General features: G+C 59.7%; 19 protein-coding genes, 1 tRNA gene and 1 pseudogene. 15 read left to right on the forward strand and 6 right to left on the reverse strand.

The window, feature by feature from the left end:
- Positions 1-42: 42 nt before the first annotated feature.
- The 4 genes from HJD22_RS13610 to nanR all read left to right on the forward strand — a co-directional run bounded on the left by HJD22_RS13610 (position 43) and on the right by nanR (position 3,893).
- Positions 43-591, forward strand: a complete 549-nt coding sequence (locus HJD22_RS13610) for a TRAP transporter small permease (protein ID WP_208656482.1) — start codon at positions 43-45, stop codon at positions 589-591.
- A 12-nt stretch (positions 592-603) separates the two neighbouring features.
- Entirely contained in the window at positions 604-1,983 is a 1,380-nt protein-coding gene (locus tag HJD22_RS13615) for a TRAP transporter large permease (protein ID WP_208656481.1), read from the forward strand.
- Between the two features lie 14 nt (positions 1,984-1,997).
- Positions 1,998-3,074 (forward strand): Ldh family oxidoreductase, encoded by a 1,077-nt coding sequence (locus HJD22_RS13620; protein WP_208656480.1) that lies wholly within the window; start codon positions 1,998-2,000, stop codon positions 3,072-3,074.
- Between the two features lie 96 nt (positions 3,075-3,170).
- The gene (nanR, locus tag HJD22_RS13625) at positions 3,171-3,893 is read left to right on the forward strand and encodes a transcriptional regulator NanR (RefSeq protein WP_208656479.1); all 723 of its coding nucleotides are present in this window, start codon (positions 3,171-3,173) and stop codon (positions 3,891-3,893) included.
- A gap of 68 nt (positions 3,894-3,961) precedes the next feature.
- Here nanR and HJD22_RS13630 read toward each other — a convergent pair whose 3' ends face one another.
- The 3 genes from HJD22_RS13630 to HJD22_RS13640 are packed head-to-tail and all read right to left on the reverse strand — an operon-like array spanning position 3,962 to position 7,275.
- Positions 3,962-5,602, reverse strand: coding sequence for a UxaA family hydrolase (locus tag HJD22_RS13630; RefSeq protein ID WP_208656478.1), 1,641 nt, complete (start codon positions 5,600-5,602; stop codon positions 3,962-3,964).
- A 27-nt stretch (positions 5,603-5,629) separates the two neighbouring features.
- Positions 5,630-6,475, reverse strand: coding sequence for a fumarylacetoacetate hydrolase family protein (locus tag HJD22_RS13635; RefSeq protein WP_208656477.1), 846 nt, complete (start codon positions 6,473-6,475; stop codon positions 5,630-5,632).
- 50 nt (positions 6,476-6,525) lie between these two features.
- Positions 6,526-7,275 (reverse strand): SDR family oxidoreductase, encoded by a 750-nt coding sequence (locus HJD22_RS13640; RefSeq protein WP_208656476.1) that lies wholly within the window; start codon positions 7,273-7,275, stop codon positions 6,526-6,528.
- A gap of 252 nt (positions 7,276-7,527) precedes the next feature.
- Between HJD22_RS13640 and HJD22_RS13645 the strand changes: the two genes are divergently transcribed.
- Positions 7,528-9,336, forward strand: a complete 1,809-nt coding sequence (locus HJD22_RS13645; RefSeq protein WP_208656475.1) for an IlvD/Edd family dehydratase — start codon at positions 7,528-7,530, stop codon at positions 9,334-9,336.
- 593 nt (positions 9,337-9,929) lie between these two features.
- Positions 9,930-10,053 (forward strand): annotated as a pseudogene (locus HJD22_RS17890) (Crp/Fnr family transcriptional regulator); the annotation flags it as partial.
- 153 nt (positions 10,054-10,206) lie between these two features.
- Here HJD22_RS17890 and HJD22_RS13655 read toward each other — a convergent pair.
- Positions 10,207-10,283 (reverse strand) — tRNA-Pro (locus HJD22_RS13655).
- Between the two features lie 170 nt (positions 10,284-10,453).
- Here HJD22_RS13655 and HJD22_RS13660 point away from each other — a divergent pair.
- Both HJD22_RS13660 and HJD22_RS13665 read left to right on the forward strand, forming a co-directional pair.
- A complete protein-coding gene (locus tag HJD22_RS13660) occupies positions 10,454-10,819 on the forward strand; it encodes a CidA/LrgA family protein (RefSeq protein WP_208656473.1) in 366 nt (121 codons plus the stop codon).
- Positions 10,816-11,544: an LrgB family protein gene (locus tag HJD22_RS13665; protein ID WP_208656472.1), complete on the forward strand. Its 729-nt coding sequence runs from the start codon at positions 10,816-10,818 to the stop codon at positions 11,542-11,544. Before HJD22_RS13660 ends, HJD22_RS13665 begins: the two co-directional genes overlap by 4 nt.
- Positions 11,545-11,552: 8 nt before the next feature.
- Here HJD22_RS13665 and HJD22_RS13670 read toward each other — a convergent pair whose 3' ends face one another.
- Positions 11,553-11,918: a hypothetical protein gene (locus HJD22_RS13670; RefSeq protein ID WP_208656471.1), complete on the reverse strand. Its 366-nt coding sequence runs from the start codon at positions 11,916-11,918 to the stop codon at positions 11,553-11,555.
- Positions 11,919-12,063: 145 nt separating this feature from the next.
- Here HJD22_RS13670 and HJD22_RS13675 point away from each other — a divergent pair, with 145 nt between their 5' ends.
- The 5 genes from HJD22_RS13675 (at position 12,064) to HJD22_RS13695 (ending at position 16,652) form a co-directional block, all read left to right on the forward strand.
- A complete protein-coding gene (locus tag HJD22_RS13675; protein WP_208656470.1) occupies positions 12,064-12,237 on the forward strand; it encodes a DUF2970 domain-containing protein in 174 nt (57 codons plus the stop codon).
- A 131-nt stretch (positions 12,238-12,368) separates the two neighbouring features.
- Positions 12,369-13,487: a cytochrome c oxidase subunit II gene (gene coxB, locus HJD22_RS13680; protein WP_208656469.1), complete on the forward strand. Its 1,119-nt coding sequence runs from the start codon at positions 12,369-12,371 to the stop codon at positions 13,485-13,487.
- A gap of 56 nt (positions 13,488-13,543) precedes the next feature.
- Positions 13,544-15,178 carry a cytochrome c oxidase subunit I gene (ctaD, locus tag HJD22_RS13685; RefSeq protein ID WP_208656468.1) on the forward strand — a complete coding sequence of 545 codons (1,635 nt, stop codon included), beginning with the start codon at positions 13,544-13,546 and terminating at the stop codon, positions 15,176-15,178.
- A gap of 50 nt (positions 15,179-15,228) precedes the next feature.
- Complete coding sequence (locus HJD22_RS13690; protein ID WP_208656954.1) at positions 15,229-15,795, forward strand: cytochrome c oxidase assembly protein; 567 nt, start codon at positions 15,229-15,231, stop codon at positions 15,793-15,795.
- Positions 15,792-16,652: a cytochrome c oxidase subunit 3 gene (locus HJD22_RS13695; RefSeq protein WP_208656467.1), complete on the forward strand. Its 861-nt coding sequence runs from the start codon at positions 15,792-15,794 to the stop codon at positions 16,650-16,652. Before HJD22_RS13690 ends, HJD22_RS13695 begins: the two co-directional genes overlap by 4 nt.
- A 9-nt stretch (positions 16,653-16,661) precedes the next feature.
- On the opposite strand, the gene HJD22_RS13700 is transcribed toward HJD22_RS13695, so the two are convergent.
- Positions 16,662-16,853, reverse strand: a complete 192-nt coding sequence (locus HJD22_RS13700) for a DUF2909 family protein (protein ID WP_208656466.1) — start codon at positions 16,851-16,853, stop codon at positions 16,662-16,664.
- Here HJD22_RS13700 and HJD22_RS13705 point away from each other — a divergent pair.
- Positions 16,852-17,616, forward strand: a complete 765-nt coding sequence (locus HJD22_RS13705; RefSeq protein WP_208656465.1) for an SURF1 family protein — start codon at positions 16,852-16,854, stop codon at positions 17,614-17,616. The two genes, HJD22_RS13700 and HJD22_RS13705, sit on opposite strands and share 2 nt — an antisense overlap.
- Positions 17,613-18,137, forward strand: a complete 525-nt coding sequence (locus HJD22_RS13710) for a hypothetical protein (RefSeq protein ID WP_208656464.1) — start codon at positions 17,613-17,615, stop codon at positions 18,135-18,137. The genes HJD22_RS13705 and HJD22_RS13710 overlap by 4 nt, the downstream gene beginning before the upstream one ends.
- Positions 18,138-18,257: the final 120 nt, after the last annotated feature.

An 18,257-nucleotide genomic window follows, 5' to 3' on the forward strand; every position in this document is an offset into this window, starting at 1 on the left:
CCTTCCCGCCTGCCATGTCAGGCGGGAAGAGGGAGTCCTGCCATGTCGGACAAGCATCCAAGCGCTCATTCGCAACCACAATCCCAGGTCCTCGATCCCATGACCGATTTCGGCAGCATCTTCGAGGAGGAGGAGTTCCGTTTCCGCGACTACTGCATCGAGGATTACCTATCGCTGGTGATCTTCTGGGTATTGATCCTGGTGGTTTTTCTGCAGTTCTTCACGCGTTACGTCATGGGCGATTCCACGACCTGGACGGAGGAGATCGCTCGCTATCTGCTGATCGGCGTGGGCTTCGTGGGTAGCGTCATGGCAGTGCGCAAGGGCTCGCACATCATGGTGGAGTTCTTCTACCACTACATGCCCGATTGGCTGGCCCGGCTATTGACCCATGCGGTGGCGGCAGTGAGCCTGATCTTCTATGTCGCCATGGCGTGGGTCGCCTTTCGCCTCGCGGGTAGGACCGGCGGCATGATGATCTCGGTGGATCTACCCAAGAGCATCATCTACTACACCGTGTCCGCTGCCTTCCTGCTGATGGCGGTGCGCTGCCTGCAGCATGCCATTCGACGTTATCGCCATAACGAATAGGGGCCTTATCGCATGTCTCAGCTCTCCCTGGTACGTTGGCACAAGCCCATCGTGACGCCCCTGCTGTCGGTGCTCGCCATCCTCGGATGCGTGATCCTCGCGGTGATGGGCTACTACGTCTCCTTCCTGTTCTTCTCGCTGTTCACCATGCTGGTACTGGGGGTGCCGATCGCCATCAGCCTGGCCGGCTCCTGCCTGCTGTTCGTAACGATCAGTGGCCAGGTGCCGGACATCGTGGTAGCGCACCGCATGATCAACGGTATCGACAGCTTTCCGCTGCTGGCCATTCCGTTCTTCATCTTCGCCGGCAGCCTCATGAACAATGCCGGCATCACCGAGCGCATCTTCGACTTCGCCAAGGCGTTGATGGGCTGGATGCGTGGTGGGCTTGGTCATGTCAACGTCGGCGCGAGCATCGTCTTCTCCGGCATGTCGGGCGCAGCGGTAGCCGATGCCGGCGGGCTAGGCATGATCGAGATCAAGGCGATGAAGGATGCCGGCTACGACGAGGAGTTCGCGGTAGGCATCACCGCCGCCTCATCGACCATCGGCCCGATCATTCCGCCCAGCCTGCCGATGGTGATCTATGGCGTGATGGCCTCGGCATCGGTCGGTCAGCTGTTCGCCGCGGGGCTGGTGCCGGGCCTGCTGATGGGGGTCATCCTGATGCTGATGATCTTCTTCCTGGCCCGCCGGCGCGGCTATCAGCGCGATGCGACGTTCTCCATGGGTGTGTTGGGCAAGACCTTCGCTGCTGCGTTCCTGTCGCTGATGACACCGGTCATCATCGTGGGGGGCATCATCACCGGGGCCTTCACGCCAACCGAAGCCGCCGTGGCCGCGGTCTTCTATGCGCTGCTGCTCGGCGTGGCTGTCTACCGAACCCTGACATGGCGCAAGCTGCTCAAGGTAAGTATGGAGACCATCGAGACCACCGCGGTCATCCTGTTCATCGTCGCCTCCGCCTCGATCTTCGCCTGGATACTCACCAGCAATCAGGTCACCCAGAACGTGGTCGCCCTGATGGGACCCTTTGCCGACAACAAGGTGGCGGTACTGCTGATCACCAATCTGGTCCTGATCGTGGTTGGCTGCTTCATGGAAACCATCGCCGCCATCACCATCCTGGTCCCCGTGCTGCTGCCACTAGTGGTAGCCGTAGGGGTGGATCCGGTGCATTTCGGCGTGATCATGGTGCTCAACCTGATGATCGGCCTGCTGACGCCACCCGTGGGTATGGTGCTCTATGTGTTGTCGCGGGTGTCGAACATCTCGTTCGAGCGCTGCATGCGCGGCACCCTGCCGTTTCTGATTCCGCTGTTCATCACGCTGCTGTTGGTGACCTTCATTCCGGCCATCTCCATGTGGCTTCCCACACTGGTCTACCGATAAGCGAGAAGCGAACGATGCCTGACCTGAACAGGGAGTTCCGTGTTGCCGTCGATGACCTCACGCGATTCATGAGTAAGGTGCTCGAGGCGTCCGGTGCCGATGAACCATCGACTCAGGCGGTCACCAGGGCGCTGGTCACCGCCTCGCGAATGGGCACCGACAGTCATGGCTTGCGCCTGTTGCCGCATTATGTCGCGGCTTTGCAGGGGGGCAGGATCAACCCGCATCCCGAGATGCGCTTTGCCAGGCGGCTGGCGGCCACCGGTTATCTCGATGCCGACGACGGCCTTGGCCATCTGGCCGGTTATGCCGCCATCGACCATGCCATTGCCATGGCGGGGGAGGTGGGCATCGGTGCGGTGGCAGTGGGCCGCTCCTCGCACTTCGGGGCCGCCGGATGCTACTCCCTGGCCGCCGCCGAGCGCGGCTACATTGCTCTGAGCGTATGCAATTCCGATCCGTTCGTGCTGCTCCATGAGGGGCGACAGCCCTTCCATGGCACCAATCCGCTGGCCTTCGCCGCTCCGGTCGATGGGCAGGTACCTTACCTGCTGGACATGGCCACCAGCGCGATCCCCTGGAATCGCGTGCAGCAGTATGGCGCAATCGGTCGTGGCTTGCCTTCCGAGGTGGCCGCCGATGCCGAGGGCAACGTGACATGCTGGCCCCACGACGTCTCCGCGCTGCTGCCGCTGGGGGGCAGTGCCTTCGGCTTCAAGGGGGCGGGACTGGGTGGCATGGTGGAGATATTGAGCTCGACGCTCTCGGGAATGCTCAACGGCTTTCGCCTGTTGCCGATGAATGGCGACGACATGGCGACGCCCCGAGGGGTCGCCCACTTCTTCCTGGTCATGAAGCCCGATGCCTTTGCCGAGCGCGATAGCTTTCAGGCCTGCATGACTGCCTATCTCGACGACCTGCGTTCGCAGCCGGCCCTTCCCGGTGCGGAAGTGCTGGCCCCGGGTGATCGCGAATGGCGATGCCAGGCGCAGCGCGACGCCCATGGCATTCCCCTGGATAGTGCCAATCAGCGAGCGTATGCAGAACTGGCAGAGCGTTTCGGCATCGAGCCGGTGAAAAGCGTGGCGTAAACGCCGAGGGCAAGCGTGATGCGGTAAGATGGGCGCAACGAATCGAGGTGCGCCTTGACAGGGTGCCTGCCAGCTAGCAAGAGAAGAGGTTGATCGATGAGCAGATACCGGGTGGAGCGCAAGACGCTTTCCGAGCAAGTGGCCGAACAGCTCGAGGCGGAGATTCTCGAGGGGCGACTGAGCGAGAACGACCAACTCCCCTCCGAGCGGGAACTCATGGAGCAGTTCGGTGTCGGCCGGCCCGCGGTGCGCGAGGCGCTCTTCCACCTTCAACAGCTCGGACTGATCGCGATCAACAGCGGTACCCGTGCGCGTGTCATCCGTCCGACCGCCGAAGCCGTGATGGCAAGGCTGTCGGGGGTGACGCGTCAGCTGCTGACGAAGCCGGAAGGGCAGCAGTACTTCCAGGAAGCTCGCGCCATGTTCGAAATCTCCCTGGCCCGTTATGCTGCGCGCCACGCCAGTGACGAGGATCTCGACCGCCTGCGCTCAGCACTGCAGGAGAATCGCGATGCGATCGGCGACGAGGCGCGTTTCAAGCGCTCCGACAACGACTTCCATGGCGTGCTGGCCAGCATCGGGCGCAACCCCATCTTCGACGCGATCCATGTGGCGCTCTCCGAATGGCTCGACGATCGGCGCGCTCAGGTACTCCAGCAGAAGGACGAGGACAAGGCGGCACTGGCCGCTCATGGCGAGATCATAGAGGCCATCGAGTCGAGGGATCCTGATGCCGCCGAGGCGGCGATGCGTCGCCATCTCGATCGCCACTACGGTACCTACATGAAGCTCAAGAAGCGTCTCAACAAGGCCTCCTGAACTGTCGTCGTCTGAAGGACTGCTTGCCCTGCCACCCATGCTACGCCGACCTCCCTGTCGGCGACTCGTTACAGCGATACGCCACGTTTCCATGGTATGAAGTCGTACTGGGCAAGCCGCACCGCACGCGGCTGGTAGCGCCCCGAGGCGGTGTCGATGCACAACTTGAGCAGTTCGTCGGCCAGCTCGTCGATCTGCGCCTCGCCAAGGATGATCGGCCCCGCGTCGAAATCGATGATGTCCGCCATGCGTCTGGCAAGCTCGCTGTTGCTGGAGATCTTGAGCACCGGCGCGACGGGATTGCCGGTGGGCGTGCCAAGGCCGGTCGTGAACATGATCAGGTTAGCGCCCGAACCGGTGAGGGCGGTGGTGGACTCCACATCATTGCCCGGCGTGCAGAGCAGGTTGAGCCCCTTGCGCAGCATCGGCTCTGTGTAGTCGAGCACGTCGACCACGGGGCTGTCGCCGCCTTTCTTGGCTGCACCCGCCGACTTCATGGCATCGGTGACCAGCCCGTCGCGGACGTTGCCCGGCGAGGGGTTCATCGAGAAGTCGGCGCCCACCGTGGCGGCATGCCGCTGGTAGGCGGCCATCAAAGTGCTGAAACGCTCGGCCACCGCATCGCTGCGGCAGCGAGCGATCAACTCATGCTCCACGCCGCACAGTTCAGGGAACTCACTGAGGATTCCGCTGCCGCCCAGTGCCACCAGGCGATCGGTGACGGCGCCGACGAGCGGGTTGGCCGAGAGGCCGGAGAACCCATCGGAGCCGCCGCACTCCAGACCGATGGTGAGCTCGGAGAGCGGCGCCGGCGTGCGCGCGACTCGATTGGCCTCGGCCAGGCCGTCGAAGATGGTGGTTAGCGCCTGGCGGATCAGCTGCTCCTCGCTGCCGGTTGCCTGTTGGTCGAGGTAGTGAACGGGCCTGAGCCCCTCGGGGTCGCGCTCGGCGACTGCCTTGGCGAGCATCTTGATCTGCGCCTTCTGGCAGCCGAGGCTCAGTACCGTGGCACCGGCAACGTTGGGGTGACAGATGTAGCCGGCGAGCAACCGGCACAGCGCCTCGGCGTCATCGTCGGTACCGCCGCAACCCAGGGTATGAGTCAGAAAGCGCACCCCATCGATGTTGGGAAACAGCCTCTCCTGTACCGGCGGCGCTTCTGGCGCCGAGCTAGCGCCGTGCAGCAGGTCACGTGCCATGCGCTTGTAGTCTCGGTAGGGATCGTCGCCCAGGGCCTCGGCTACGCACTGTCGCAGTACCTCGATATTGCGGTTCTCGCAGAACACCAGCGGCACCACCAGCCAGATATTGGCGGTACCCACACGGCCATCGGGGCGCTGATAGCCGTCGAAGGTGACCCCCTGGAAGGCGCTCACATCAGGTGCTTTCCAATGGTCGCGCTGGCCCAGAGGGCGGCTGTTGTCGGTGGAGTGCTCGATATTGTCGGTGGTGATGGCGCCACCTTCGGCGATCGGCCGGGTGGCGCGGCCTACCGTGACGCCGTACATGATCACCGTGTCGCCTGCTTCCAGCGCCCGAAGGGCGAATTTGTGCTTGTGACGGATGCTCTCAGCGAGGCGAATGACGCGACCGTCATCCTCGATCTCAGTGCCTGCCGACAGATCCTGAAGAGCGACTCGCACGTTGTCTGCGCCGTGCACACGCAGGCTGGGCAGTCGCAGGGCATCGCTGGCGATGGTCTGGCTCATGGCATCTTCCCTCCGGTTGCGTGCGATTCACTCATCGGCCACGACATGTTGCTGTTGCTCGCCAAGCCCTTCGATTCCCAGACGCATGCGCTGTCCCGGGGCGAGATAGCGGGGCGGCTTCTGGCCCATGCCTACCCCGGGCGGGGTGCCGGTCGAGATCACGTCACCCGGTTGCAGACTCATGAAGCGACTGAGATAGCTGATCAGGAACGGCACCTTGTAGACCATGGTGCGGGTATTGCCGTCCTGGTAACGCTGGCCATCGACCTCGAGCCACATGTCGAGCTGATGCGGATCGTCAATCTCGTCGGGGGTGACCAGCCATGGCCCCATCGGGCCGAAGGTATCGCACCCCTTGCCCTTGTCCCAGGTGCCGCTGCGCTCGAGCTGGAACTCACGCTCCGAGACATCGTTGATCACGCAGAAACCGGCGACATGCGAAATGGCATCGGCCTCCTCGATATGGCGTCCGCCCTTGCCGATCACTACTCCGAGTTCCACTTCCCAATCGGTCTTCTTCGAGCCCCGGGGGATGATGACCTCATCATTGGGGCCACAGATGGCGCTGGTCCACTTGTTGAAGATCACCGGCTCGGGCGGTACTTCGGCACCCGTCTCCGCGGCGTGGTCGGAGTAGTTCAGGCCAATGCAGATGAACTTGCCCACCCGCCCCACGCAGGGGCCGATACGCGTATCGTTAAGTACCTTCGGCAGTGTGTCGGGATCGAGGCGAGCCAGTGATGCAAGGGCGTGCGGATCGAGGTGCTCGCCCGCCAGGTCGTCGATAAGTTCGGAGAGGTCGCGAAGCGTGCCATCACGGTCGAGCAGAGCGGGGCGTTCCTGTCCCGCGGGGCCATAGCGAAGCAATTTCATTAATGCGGTTTCCTTCTTGTCTGGGTTTTCGAGCCGGCATGGGTCTGTTGTCAGTTGATCCAGCCGCCATCGATGATCTGGACGGTGCCGGTGGTGTAGGCCGATTCATCGGAGGCGAGATAGGTGGCCAGGGTGGCGATCTCCTCTGGCTTGCCCAGGCGCCCGAGAGGCTGGCGAGCCATGAACTCACGGTAGACCTCCTCCACCTCGCGACCCTGTTGTGCCGCCTGGGCCTGGATTCGTTCACGTAGCGAGGGGGATTCCACCGTGCCTGGGCAGATGGCATTGCAGCGGATGCCGCGGCTGATGTAGTCGGCGGCGACCGACTTGGTCAGCCCGATGACGGCTGCCTTGGTGGTGCCGTAGGCGAAGCGATTGGGCACCCCCTTGAGGCTCGAGGCGACCGAGGCCATGTTGATGACGCTGCCGCTGCCAAGTTCGAGCATGCCTGGCAGCAGGCTGCGGATCATGCGGTACATGGCAGTGACGTTGAGCGAGAAGGAGAATTCCCAGTCGCGTTCGTCGCACTCGAGCAGCGCGCCGCTGGCCACGTGGCCGGCACAGTTGAAGAGTATATCGAGGGCGGGTACCTCTGTGGCGAGCGCGGCGATGGCACTGGCATCGAGTACGTCGAGTCGACGTATTTCGATGCCTGGCATCGAGGCAAGGCTCTCGAGCTTGGCGACATCGATATCGGTGGCGATTACTCTGGCCCCCTCGCGGGCGAAGTGCAGGGCGGTCTCTCTGCCGATCCCCTGGCCGGCGGCGGTGACCAGTGCGGTCTTGTGCTGAAGTCGCATGGCGGTTCCATCGTTTATTGGTCTTGTGGGAACGAGTCGTCACCGCCTGCAGTCTTGCACAAGACATCATGCTGTATGATAGGCTGATGGCGTGACGATCATTCCGAGTATGAAGCACTTTTCACGCTTTGCAACTCGGCAATAAGGAGGGGGCGTTGCTTAGCCGGAGGTGACATGCTACCTATCATATGATCCTGCCATCCTGCCTTGAGCAGGAGCGCCTTGCTTCCATTGTACGGACAGGATGATCCCATGACACAAAGACAACAACGCCTCACGCCCCAGCAACTCCGATCGCGCTGGTGGTTCGACAACCCTGAGCATCCTGGCACCACGGCGATCTGCATAGAACGCTACATGAATTACGGGGTGGCGTTGGAGGAGCTGCGTAGCGGCAAGCCGATCATCGGCATCGCCCAGTCGGGCTCCGACCTCACCCCTTGCAACCGCCACCATATCGAGCTGGTCAAGCGGGTGAAGGATGGCATTCGTGCTGCCGGAGGCGTGCCCTTCGAGTTCCCCATGCATCCGATTCACGAAAACGTGCGGCGCCCCACCGCGGCGCTGGATCGCAACCTCGCCTATCTGGGCCTGGTCGAGATCATGCACGGCTACCCACTCGATGGCGTAGTGCTGACAACGGGGTGTGACAAGACCACGCCGGCCTGCCTGATGGCGGCGGCCACGGTCAATATTCCTGCCATCGTGCTCTCCGGTGGACCGATGCTCAACGGTTGGCGGGGCAGCAGCGAGCGCGTCGGCTCCGGCACCATCATCTGGGAGCTTCGCAAGCGTCTTGCCGCCGGTGATATCGGATACGAGGAGTTCCTAGCGCGGGCCACGGACTCGGCACCCTCCGTGGGGCACTGCAATACCATGGGCACTGCCTCGACCATGAACTCCATGGCCGAGTGCCTGGGCATGAGCCTGCCGGGCTCGGCGATCATTCCCGCGCCTTACAAGGAGCGCTCGTCCGTCGCCTATTACACCGGGGAGCGGATCGTCGAGATGGTCTGGGAGGATTTGCGGCCTCTGGAAATACTGACCCGCGAGGCGTTCGAGAACGCCATCATGGCCTGCTCGGCATTGGGCGGTTCCAGCAACGCCCCCATCCACGTCATTGGCATTGCTCGACATGCCGGCATTGAACTCACCAATGACGATTGGCAGCGCCTGGGGCATTCGATTCCGCTATTGAGCAACGTCATGCCCGCCGGCGCTTATCTGTGCGAAGAGTTCTATCGCGCGGGTGGCGTGCCTGCGGTTCTGCGTGAACTGCAACGTGCCGGCCACTTGCATGACAATATGTTGACCGTCAATGGTCGTACCCTGGGAGAGAACATCGAAGGGTGCGACACCCAGGATGAGGAGATCATCCGGCGCTACGAGAACCCGTTGGTCGAGCATGCAGGGTTCATCAACTTGAAGGGCAACCTGTTCGACTCCGCATTGATGAAGACCAGCGTGATTTCGGCGGAGTTCCGTCAGCGCTACTTGAGCAACCCTGATGACCCCGAGGCCTTCGAGGGGCCGGTCGCGGTCTTCGATGGCTCCGAGGATTACCATGCGCGAATCGATGATCCTGCGCTTGGCATCGACGAGAACACCATTCTGGTCATGCGTGGCGCAGGCCCGGTAGGCCACCCCGGTGGGGCGGAGGTGGTCAACATGCAACCGCCCGAGGCGCTGATCAAACGCGGTATCGAGTCGCTGCCGTGCCTGGGCGATGGGCGCCAGTCCGGTACCTCCGGGTCGCCCTCGATTCTCAATGCCGCGCCGGAAGCCGCAGTCGGTGGCGGGTTGGCACTGCTTGAGAGTGGCGACAGGGTGCGAATCGACCTGCGTAAAGGGGAAGCAAATCTTCTGATCAGCGAAGAGGAGTTGACTCAACGTCGTGAACGGTTGGCATCCGAGGGAGGCTATCGCTATCCGCCCCATCAGACACCCTGGCAGGAGATACAACGCAGCCTGGTCGAGCAGCACGATCGCGGCATGACGCTGATACCTGCCACACAGTATCGCGACGTGGCGCGTACCAGCACGCCACGAGACAACCATTGACGCTGATGATCGATACCATATCGCCACAGGAGATGTTCCGCTGACGGTTTTTGACGTTGAACTGATAAGCTTTTGTTTTTATTGGAGCAGACTCAACCCAGGTTAAGGGAATTGTCATAAAGGCTTGTTAGAGTGCAGGTGCGTAAACAAGGCAGGAGGCCTTTATGCTTAATATCTCAAGGAAAGTTACGTGCCCCGAATGCAGTGGAAGCAATTTCTGGAAGGGGGATCCCAAGCCCACGGACGATCTTCACTGCCGTTACTGCAGTGCGTTCATCGCCAAATACGATGATTACATCTCCAATCTCGTTCGAGACGAAGCCGCGCGCATGCTGGCGCAATTCGTCGAGTCCGATTCCGAGCAGGATCTCGCCACGCTCAAGTATGCGCTGTCGCATCCCGAGCATCGCAGGGCCAGTGTCTGAGCCTGATTGCATGGCCTAGCATGACGATACTATCTGCCTAGAAGCAGAACGGGTAGTATCGCGCAGAGCCGACAACGAAAACCGCCGCTAACGGATCATGCCGAGGTGACGGTTTCTTTAGGAAAAGAGTAAAAGCCGTAGAGCAGACACTGTGGCTAGGCTTCATTCCTCACCGCTGCCTTCTGGCGCGAGACGTTGATCGATGTCTCGATTTTTCGTGAGTGGCTACTCAACACTGCTCAGCGCGAGGCCTATAACCGAATGGCCCATCTTTTCTGAGTTTCTGTTACGAGGCGCAGCGCAGCTTGAGCCTCAAGGCGGGAGGAGATCGTTTGATCGGCTGTTGGCATGGAGTGGGCTGGCAGACGAGAGGTGTTTGCCGAGATTCCAACAATGAAAAACCGCCACTCGGCCTGATCCGTTAGTGGCGGTTTTTTTGATGTCTTGGTCGGAGCGACAGGATTCGAACCTGCGACCTCTGCAACCCCATTGCAGCGCGCTACCAAGCTGCGCCACGCTCCGACTATCTCGTTGCCACGCTCGTTTAACCTGACCGTGCCGTGAAGACGAGGCATATACTAGCGTGGCTCGATAAAAATGGAAAGACTCTTTGCGCTTTTCTTTCAAATGCTTGTCGCCTTCCGGGCTGGCTCCTGTAATCTTGGAAGCGGATTGCATCAAGGAGAGGGGAGATGCCACTGATCGCTGGGATGTGCATTTTGCTGGGTTGCCAATTCGTGGGCGAGTCGCTGGCGCGTGGCCTTGGCGTACCTGTGCCTGGACCGGTGCTGGGAATGGTGTTTCTACTGCTGATATTGATCATCCATGGACGTGTGCCCACCGGGCTGAGAATGATGGGTGAGGGCCTGCTTCGCTACCTGACGTTGCTCTTCGTGCCGGCTGGTGTCGGTATGATGGTGCATTTCGACCTGATTCGCTCTGACTTCTGGACGCTGGCCATCACCTTGGTGGTATCCACTGCGATCACGCTTGCGGTAACCGCCAAGGTGATGACATGGCTCAATGGCCGTCTGGTAGATGAAGGAAAGCGCAGGTGAATGTCGTCGCGCTGGACCAATTGTGGGTCTATCTCTCGGGCAATCCTCTGCTATCCCTGCTGGCGACACTGGTCGCCTTCTTTGCGGCTGGGCATATCAATCGCTGGCTAGGAGGAACGACACTGCTGCATCCGGTCGTGTTGAGCATCCTGCTGCTGATTGGCTTTCTGCAATTGACCGGGGTGGATTACGCCACCTACTTCGAGGGGGCGCAATTCATTCATTTTCTTCTCGGCCCGGCAACAGTGGCATTGGCCATTCCTCTCTACGACCATCGCGAGCGAGTGCGGCGCTTGTTGGCTCCCGTGCTCCTTTCCTGCGTGGTGGGTATCACGGTGGCCGTGAGCTCGACTCTTGGCATTGCCTCTTTGATGGGCGCTGACTCGGCTACGCTATTTAGCCTGGCGCCGAAATCGGTCACTTCACCCATCGCCATGGGCATTGCCGAACAGCTCGGAGGAATTCCCTCATTGGCGGCCGGCTTGGTGCTGCTCACAGGGTCGGTCGGCTGTGCGTTAGCCCCTTGGATCTTTCGTGCCCTGAAAGTAACCGATCCCACTGTGCAGGGGTTCACCATGGGGCTCGCTGCGCACGGTTTTGGTACCGCGCATAGTTTTGCGTCACTGGGAGCAGTGGCAGGGGCTTTTGCCGGCCTATCGATGGGCCTGACCGGACTATTGACGGCATTCCTTCTCCCGTTGATCGCACGTCTCGCAGGTTTGTAGCTCGGGCATCACACTTCTTCCCAGAGCTGCTGGCGAAACTCCTCTGATAAGCTGGCGACTCGGTTCATTCTCGTCACCGATGCCTCGTGCATCTCGCCGAGGATATCTTGGTAGCAGGTTGTCAGTCCGGCGGAACTCGATTGTATCGGTGACATGAAACATTCGGCCAATCTCATGTTGGCCGAAAAACAGGCAAGCATGAACTCGGTTTCACCTTCGATGATTTTGGCGACCGTGTTGAGCATGGCGTCATGAAACTTTAGTAGAGGCATTGCGTCGTTTGGCCATTCGGGTACCCAGTACGCCAGCATGTTACCGCTGGGCAGGGGGGCTGCAGGAAATAGAGGAAATTGAGCTGCGGTCATTTTTTCCATAAATCAATCACAATAGTTTAACGATCAAATCCAATTTTAGTATAGAACATGGTGCGAAGGAGCAATGAATTGTTGCTTGGATAGGTGAGTGGCGATATGAGCGTGCACTCTTCTTGTCTCAGACATTGGTCTTAAGGGGTTGGGTATGTGGTCAGTGGTCAAGTCCGTACTAGCAGCTTTTTTCGGAGTGCAGAAAGAGAGCCAGCGGCGCCATGATTTTGAGCATGGAAAGCCTATGCACTTTATTATCATGGGTTTAGTGATGGGGTTGGTGCTTGTCATTTTGGTTGCGGGGGTTGCAATGCTCGCGGCGCGATGAAGTCCAGCATGTGCCGCTGCGAGCAAGGGCGATTAAATAGGGAGTACATGCAAAGCAAATAATCTTTCTATACTCCCTCTAAAGCGCCAGTATTGCGCGATGGACACAATCACAATAATTAGGAGGTGCAGATGCGCAAGACGCTCGCTTTTAGCAAGGGTGGGTTAGCGCTCTTGGGACTGATGACTGCTGCACATGCTCAAGCCTGGAATATGCCTGTCGGGGTGACGGACCTTAGTGCTGATATCTATAGGCTGCATATGACCATTTTCTGGATATGCGCAGTCATCGGCATTCTGGTCTTTGGGGTGATGTTCTACTCGCTGTTCAAGTTCAGGCGCTCCAAGGGCGCCAAATCCTCCAATTTTCATGAGAATACCATCGTCGAAGTTCTCTGGACTGCCGTGCCGCTGCTGATTTTGGTAGGCATGGCAGTGCCTGCAACGGCGACGCTGCGCCAGATGTATGACACCTCCGATGCCGATCTGGATGTCATGATCACCGGTCAGCAGTGGCGTTGGCGCTATGAATATCTTGGCGAGGATATTGCGTTCAACTCCAGTATGAGTACGCCCAGAGAGCAGATAGCGGGCGCTGAGGAACGGGGAGAGCACTACCTGCTTGAGGTAGATGAGCCCCTGGTTCTGCCGATCGACCGAAAGATACGCTTCCTGATGACGGCGGATGACGTGATCCACTCTTGGTGGGTGCCTGACTTTGCCGTCAAGCAGGACACTATTCCCGGCTTTGTTAACGAGAACTGGGTACGTATCAACGAACCCGGCATCTATCGAGGCCAGTGCGCGGAATTGTGCGGCCGCGACCATGCCTTCATGCCGATCGTGGTGCATGCCGTCGAGCAGGACGAGTTCGACAGCTGGCTGGAGGAGCGCCGTGAGGCCAGCGCTCAGGAGGCGGGTGCGGTCGATCGTGAGTGGGAGCTTGCCGAATTGATGGAGCGTGGAGAGGCGGTCTACCGCTCGATCTGCGCGTCATGCCACCAGCAGGAAGGACAGGGCATGCCCCCGGCATTTCCGGCCTTGGCTGGAAACGATCACATCCTCGAAGACACCGAATGGCATATCGAAACCGTGCTCAATGGGGTGTCGGGCACTGCCATGCCGGCATTTCGCAGCAATCTCAACCCGGTCGAATTGGCAGCAGTCATTACCTACACTCGTAATGCCTGGGGTAACGACACGGGCGATGAGATACAGCCATTGGCCATCGCCGAACAGCTAGCGCAATAGCACCGCGGTGACGCGTTCTTCTCTCTGCCCTACGACAATGACAATGGAGATGTGCGATGGCTCCTAAACTGCCGCCCAACCCTAGCTTGCAACACGCCAGTACTGCCGCTGCCGGTGGTCATGCTCATCAGGAGCATTCTCCGCCGCATGGCATCGTGCGCTGGCTGCTCACGACCAATCACAAGGAGATCGGCACACTCTATCTGATCTTCTCGCTGGTAATGTTCTTCATCGGTGGCATCTTTGCGCTGGTAGTACGTGCCGAACTCTTCCAGCCTGGCCTGCAGCTGGTGCAGCCGGAATTCTTCAATCAGATGACCACCATGCATGGGCTGATCATGGTCTTCGCAGCGGTGATGCCGGCCTTTACCGGCCTGGCCAACTGGATGATTCCACTGCAGATCGGCGCACCCGACATGGCTTTGCCGCGCCTCAATAACTTCAGCTTCTGGCTCTTGCCAATCGCCTTCACGTTGCTTCTGTCTACGCTGTTCATGCCTGGAGGTGGCCCCAACTTCGGCTGGACCTTCTACGCGCCATTGTCCACCACCTACGCACCACCCTCGACCACTTTCTTTATCCTGGCGCTGCACATTGCCGGGATCAGCTCGATTCTGGGCGCCATCAATATCGTCGCCACCATCCTCAACATGCGCACTCCGGGGATGCGCATGATGGATATGCCGCTGTTCGTCTGGACCTGGCTGATCACCGGGTTCCTGCTGATAGCCGTGATGCCGGTGCTGGCGGGGGTGATCACGATGATGTTGATGGACATCAACTTCAACACCAGTTTCTTCAATGCCGCAGGCGGCGGCGATCCAGTGTTGTTCCAGCATCTCTTCTGGTTCTTCGGCCACCCCGAAGTCTACATCATGATCCTGCCGGCTTTCGGTATCGTCTCGGCAGTCATCCCCACCTTCGCGCGCAAGCGCCTGTTCGGCTACGCCTCGATGGTCTATGCCACGGCCTCGATCGCGATCCTCTCGTTCCTGGTTTGGGCGCATCACATGTTCGTGGTCGGGCTGCCGCTCGTCGCGGAGCTGTTCTTCATGTACTCCACCATGCTGATCGCCGTGCCTACCGGGGTGAAGATCTTCAACTGGCTCACCACGCTGTTCCGGGGGTCGATCACGTTCGAGACGCCGATGCTGTTCTCCTTGGCGTTCGTGGTGCTGTTCACCATCGGCGGCTTCTCGGGGTTGATGCTGGCAATCGCCCCGGCGGATTTCCAATACCACGATACCTACTTCGTGGTGGCCCACTTCCATTACGTGCTGGTCCCCGGTGCCATCTTCGCGATTATCTCCGGGGTCTACTACTGGTTGCCGAAGTGGACCGGTCATTACCCTAGCGAGAAACTGGGGCACTGGCACTTCTGGCTATCTGTGATCGGGGTCAATCTCACCTTCTTTCCCATGCACTTTGCCGGGCTTGCTGGCATGCCGCGCCGCATCCCGGATTACGCGCTTCAGTTTGCCGATTTCAACATGATCTCGAGCCTCGGCGCCTTCCTGTTCGGTGTCTCCCAACTGCTGTTCGTGCTGGTGATCATCAAGTGCGCTCGCGGCGGCATCAAGGCGCCAGCCAGGGCTTGGGATGGTGCTGGGGATCTGGAGTGGACAGTACCGAGCCCGGCGCCGCTGCACACCTTCGAAACGCCACCGAATTTCAAGCCGGCGGAACATTGAAGCGCTGCGTGGCGCTGACGTTTCAAGGTCGCGTAAGGAGAGGTAACATGATGAATCCGGTTCAGCGTACCGTATTTCGCTCGGTACTCATTCTTATGGGCATGTTCGCCTTCGCCTTCGCCCTGGTGCCGCTATATGACGTCTTCTGTCGTATGACGGGCATCAACGGCAAGGTGGATGAGCGGGCACAATCCCTGGTCAGCGAAGAGGTGGATACCTCACGCTATGTGATGGTGCAGTTCATCACCCGCTCCGGCAGTGGCTTGCCATGGCGATTGGAGGTGGAGCATCGACAGGTGCGCGTTCACCCCGGCCAGCCTACGGAGATCTATTTCGCCTTCAGCAACCAGAGCGACGTGGCGCAGTCGGGACGGGCCGTACCAAGCGTGTCGCCGTCGATTGCCTCGCGCCATCTGCGCAAGGTGAACTGTTTCTGTTTCGATGAGCAACGCCTGGAAGCCGGTGAAAGGGTAGAGATGCCGATGGTATTCCAGCTCGCTCGGGATCTTCCTCCGGAGGTGAACACGGTGACACTCGTCTATACGCTCTATCCCGTTTCGAAAGAGGAATCTCAGCTACAGGCGCGCATGGTGCCTGAATCAGGAGGTGACGCATGAGCGGTGGCAGCTACTATGTTCCGGCAACCAGCAAGTGGCCTGTGCTCGGCTCCGTTGCCCTGGGCATCATGATGATCGGTACCGGCATGACGCTGGTCTACGGCAATGGCATGCCGGTCATGGCTCTGGGGTTGATCGCCGTTCTAGCCGTCATGGGGCTGTGGTTTAGGGATGTCGTGCTGGAGTCCCGCCAAGGACTTTACGACACCCAGATGGACCGCTCGTTTCGCTGGGGCATGGGGTGGTTCATCTTTTCTGAAGTGATGTTCTTCGCGGCCTTCTTCGGTGCATTGTTCTACATCCGTATGTTCGCCTTGCCCTGGCTGGATGGCGAAGGGGCGAAAGGGGTGGCAGCATTGCTGTGGCCGGACTTCTCAGCAACCTGGCCGTTGATGGCTCCTCCCGATACGGCCATCAGTGGTCCGCGGGAAGTGATGAATCCCTGGCAGTTACCACTCGTCAATACGCTGATTCTCGTCGCCTCGAGCATTACCCTGACGATCGCACATGAGGGCCTGAAGGAGGGGCATCGCGAGACGTGCCGCAACTGGCTCTTCGGCACCCTCATGCTGGGTTTTGCCTTTATCGTCATCCAGGGCGTCGAGTACTACCAGGCCGTGACTCACTACGGCATCACGCTACAGGCGGGTATCTATGGCGCCACGTTCTTCCTGCTTACCGGCTTTCATGGCCTGCACGTCACGATCGGGGCGATCATTCTTTCGGTGATGTTGGTGCGCATAGTGCAGGGTCATTTCTCGAACGATAACCATTTTGCCTTCGAGGCTTCCTGTTGGTACTGGCACTTCGTCGATGCGGTGTGGATCGGACTCTTTCTGTTCGTTTATGTCTTCTGAGGTGCAACGTCACGTCGCCAGATCGCCAAAATAGAACCCATAGATCAACAGGACAACGAGAAGCACCGCCATGGCGACACGCAGCTTGAGTGAAGCCAGTACGCGGCGTGACGCATGGTGATCACGAAGCAGAAAGCCGGCGCCAGCGGCAAGGCTTGCCAGCATGACCATAAAGGCAGCGGCTATCAGGACTTTGAGCATGAAGCACTCCATCAGTGAGCAGGGGAATCGTTGTTCAGGCAAGTGGCCGCGCAATATCAAGCGGCAAGTCGCTTGGTGGATATTATGGTTGTTTCTGGTGATTCTGGGAGCAATGCTCGGTATTTGGCAATGGGAAAGGGCTGTCGATAAACGCGACTATCTCTCTCGGCTCGAGGCTGCACCGGAACTGCAAGCACCCCATGCCACCCCTCCCGAAGGGGCCCGGATACACGTAAGCGGCGTATATTTGCCTGAGCAAACTCGCTTTCTCGACAATCGCGTGCTCAACGGCCAGGTGGGCGTTGCGGTCTTGACGCCGCTGCTGAGTGGCGATGGCAGGCTCTGGCTGATTCAACGAGGTTTCATGCAGACCGGTCCGGTTAGGACGACGCCCATGGTCACGACGCCCGAAGGCGAGGTTGAGCTTGTAGGGCAGTGGCAAGCCGCTACCCCAACCACCATGTTGTTCGGACCCAACGAGGAGGGTGTGCGTCTTCAGCAGCTGGCGCTGGCACCCTGGCAGTCGCTGGGTGAGTTTGCACACGATGGCTGGCTGCATCTCGACGAGGGCGCCGGACTGCTTGCGCCCTGGTGGAAGCCCAATGTAATGCCGCCCAGTCGCCATATTGGCTATGCCATTCAGTGGTGGGGACTGGCCTTGGCCGCACTTGCGATCATGTTGATCGGCGGACGCCGCCTGAACCTCGATGCCAGACACGCTGATGCATGTTCCTCTTCAACGCTACCTGAGTCTCGGCCATGACATCATTGAATCGACAACGTCTTAAGCTGGCGGCGCTCATTGCCCTGTTTGCTGCTCCGATGCTCGCAGCATGGGCCATGGTGGAGTGGCGTGTCGGCATTCCCGAGCAGCGCTTGGCTCATGGCGAACTGCAGCCCGACATCCCGCCTCTCGCGGAGTGGCCTCTCGCCGAACCGCCGGTACAGGAAACGGGGGACTGGCTGATGGTCTTCGACTGCTCGGTGCCTTGTGATGCTCATGCCGACCAGTGGTGGCGCTTGCATCGTGCGCTGGGTCGTGAGGCGCCCCGGATAAGTAGACTTCGGATCGACGCAGATGAGGAGGCGTCGAAAGAGACGTTGCCGGGCGAAAGCAATGCATTATGGTCGGCGCGCCCTGCCTGGCTCGATGCAGGGCAACTGTGGGTGTTCGATCCCCATGGCCAGCCGGTGCTGAGCTATGCCGCAAATACTGATCCACGTGACATATTGAGAGATATCGGGCGTCTATTGAAGATGAACCCTGACTCGAGAGCGAACTGAACTGCCTGGCTATTATTGCTAAGTTATTGTTGAGGCTTGTGGAATTGCCAAATACGCTTTAGCGTTGCGTTGTGCAAATAGCTTCATGCGGGCTCAGGGAAAGGGTGAAAGAGGAGAATG

The sequence above is a fragment of the Halomonas sp. TA22 genome, assembly GCF_013009075.1.
In the GTDB taxonomy this organism is placed as follows: Bacteria; Pseudomonadota; Gammaproteobacteria; order Pseudomonadales; family Halomonadaceae; genus TA22.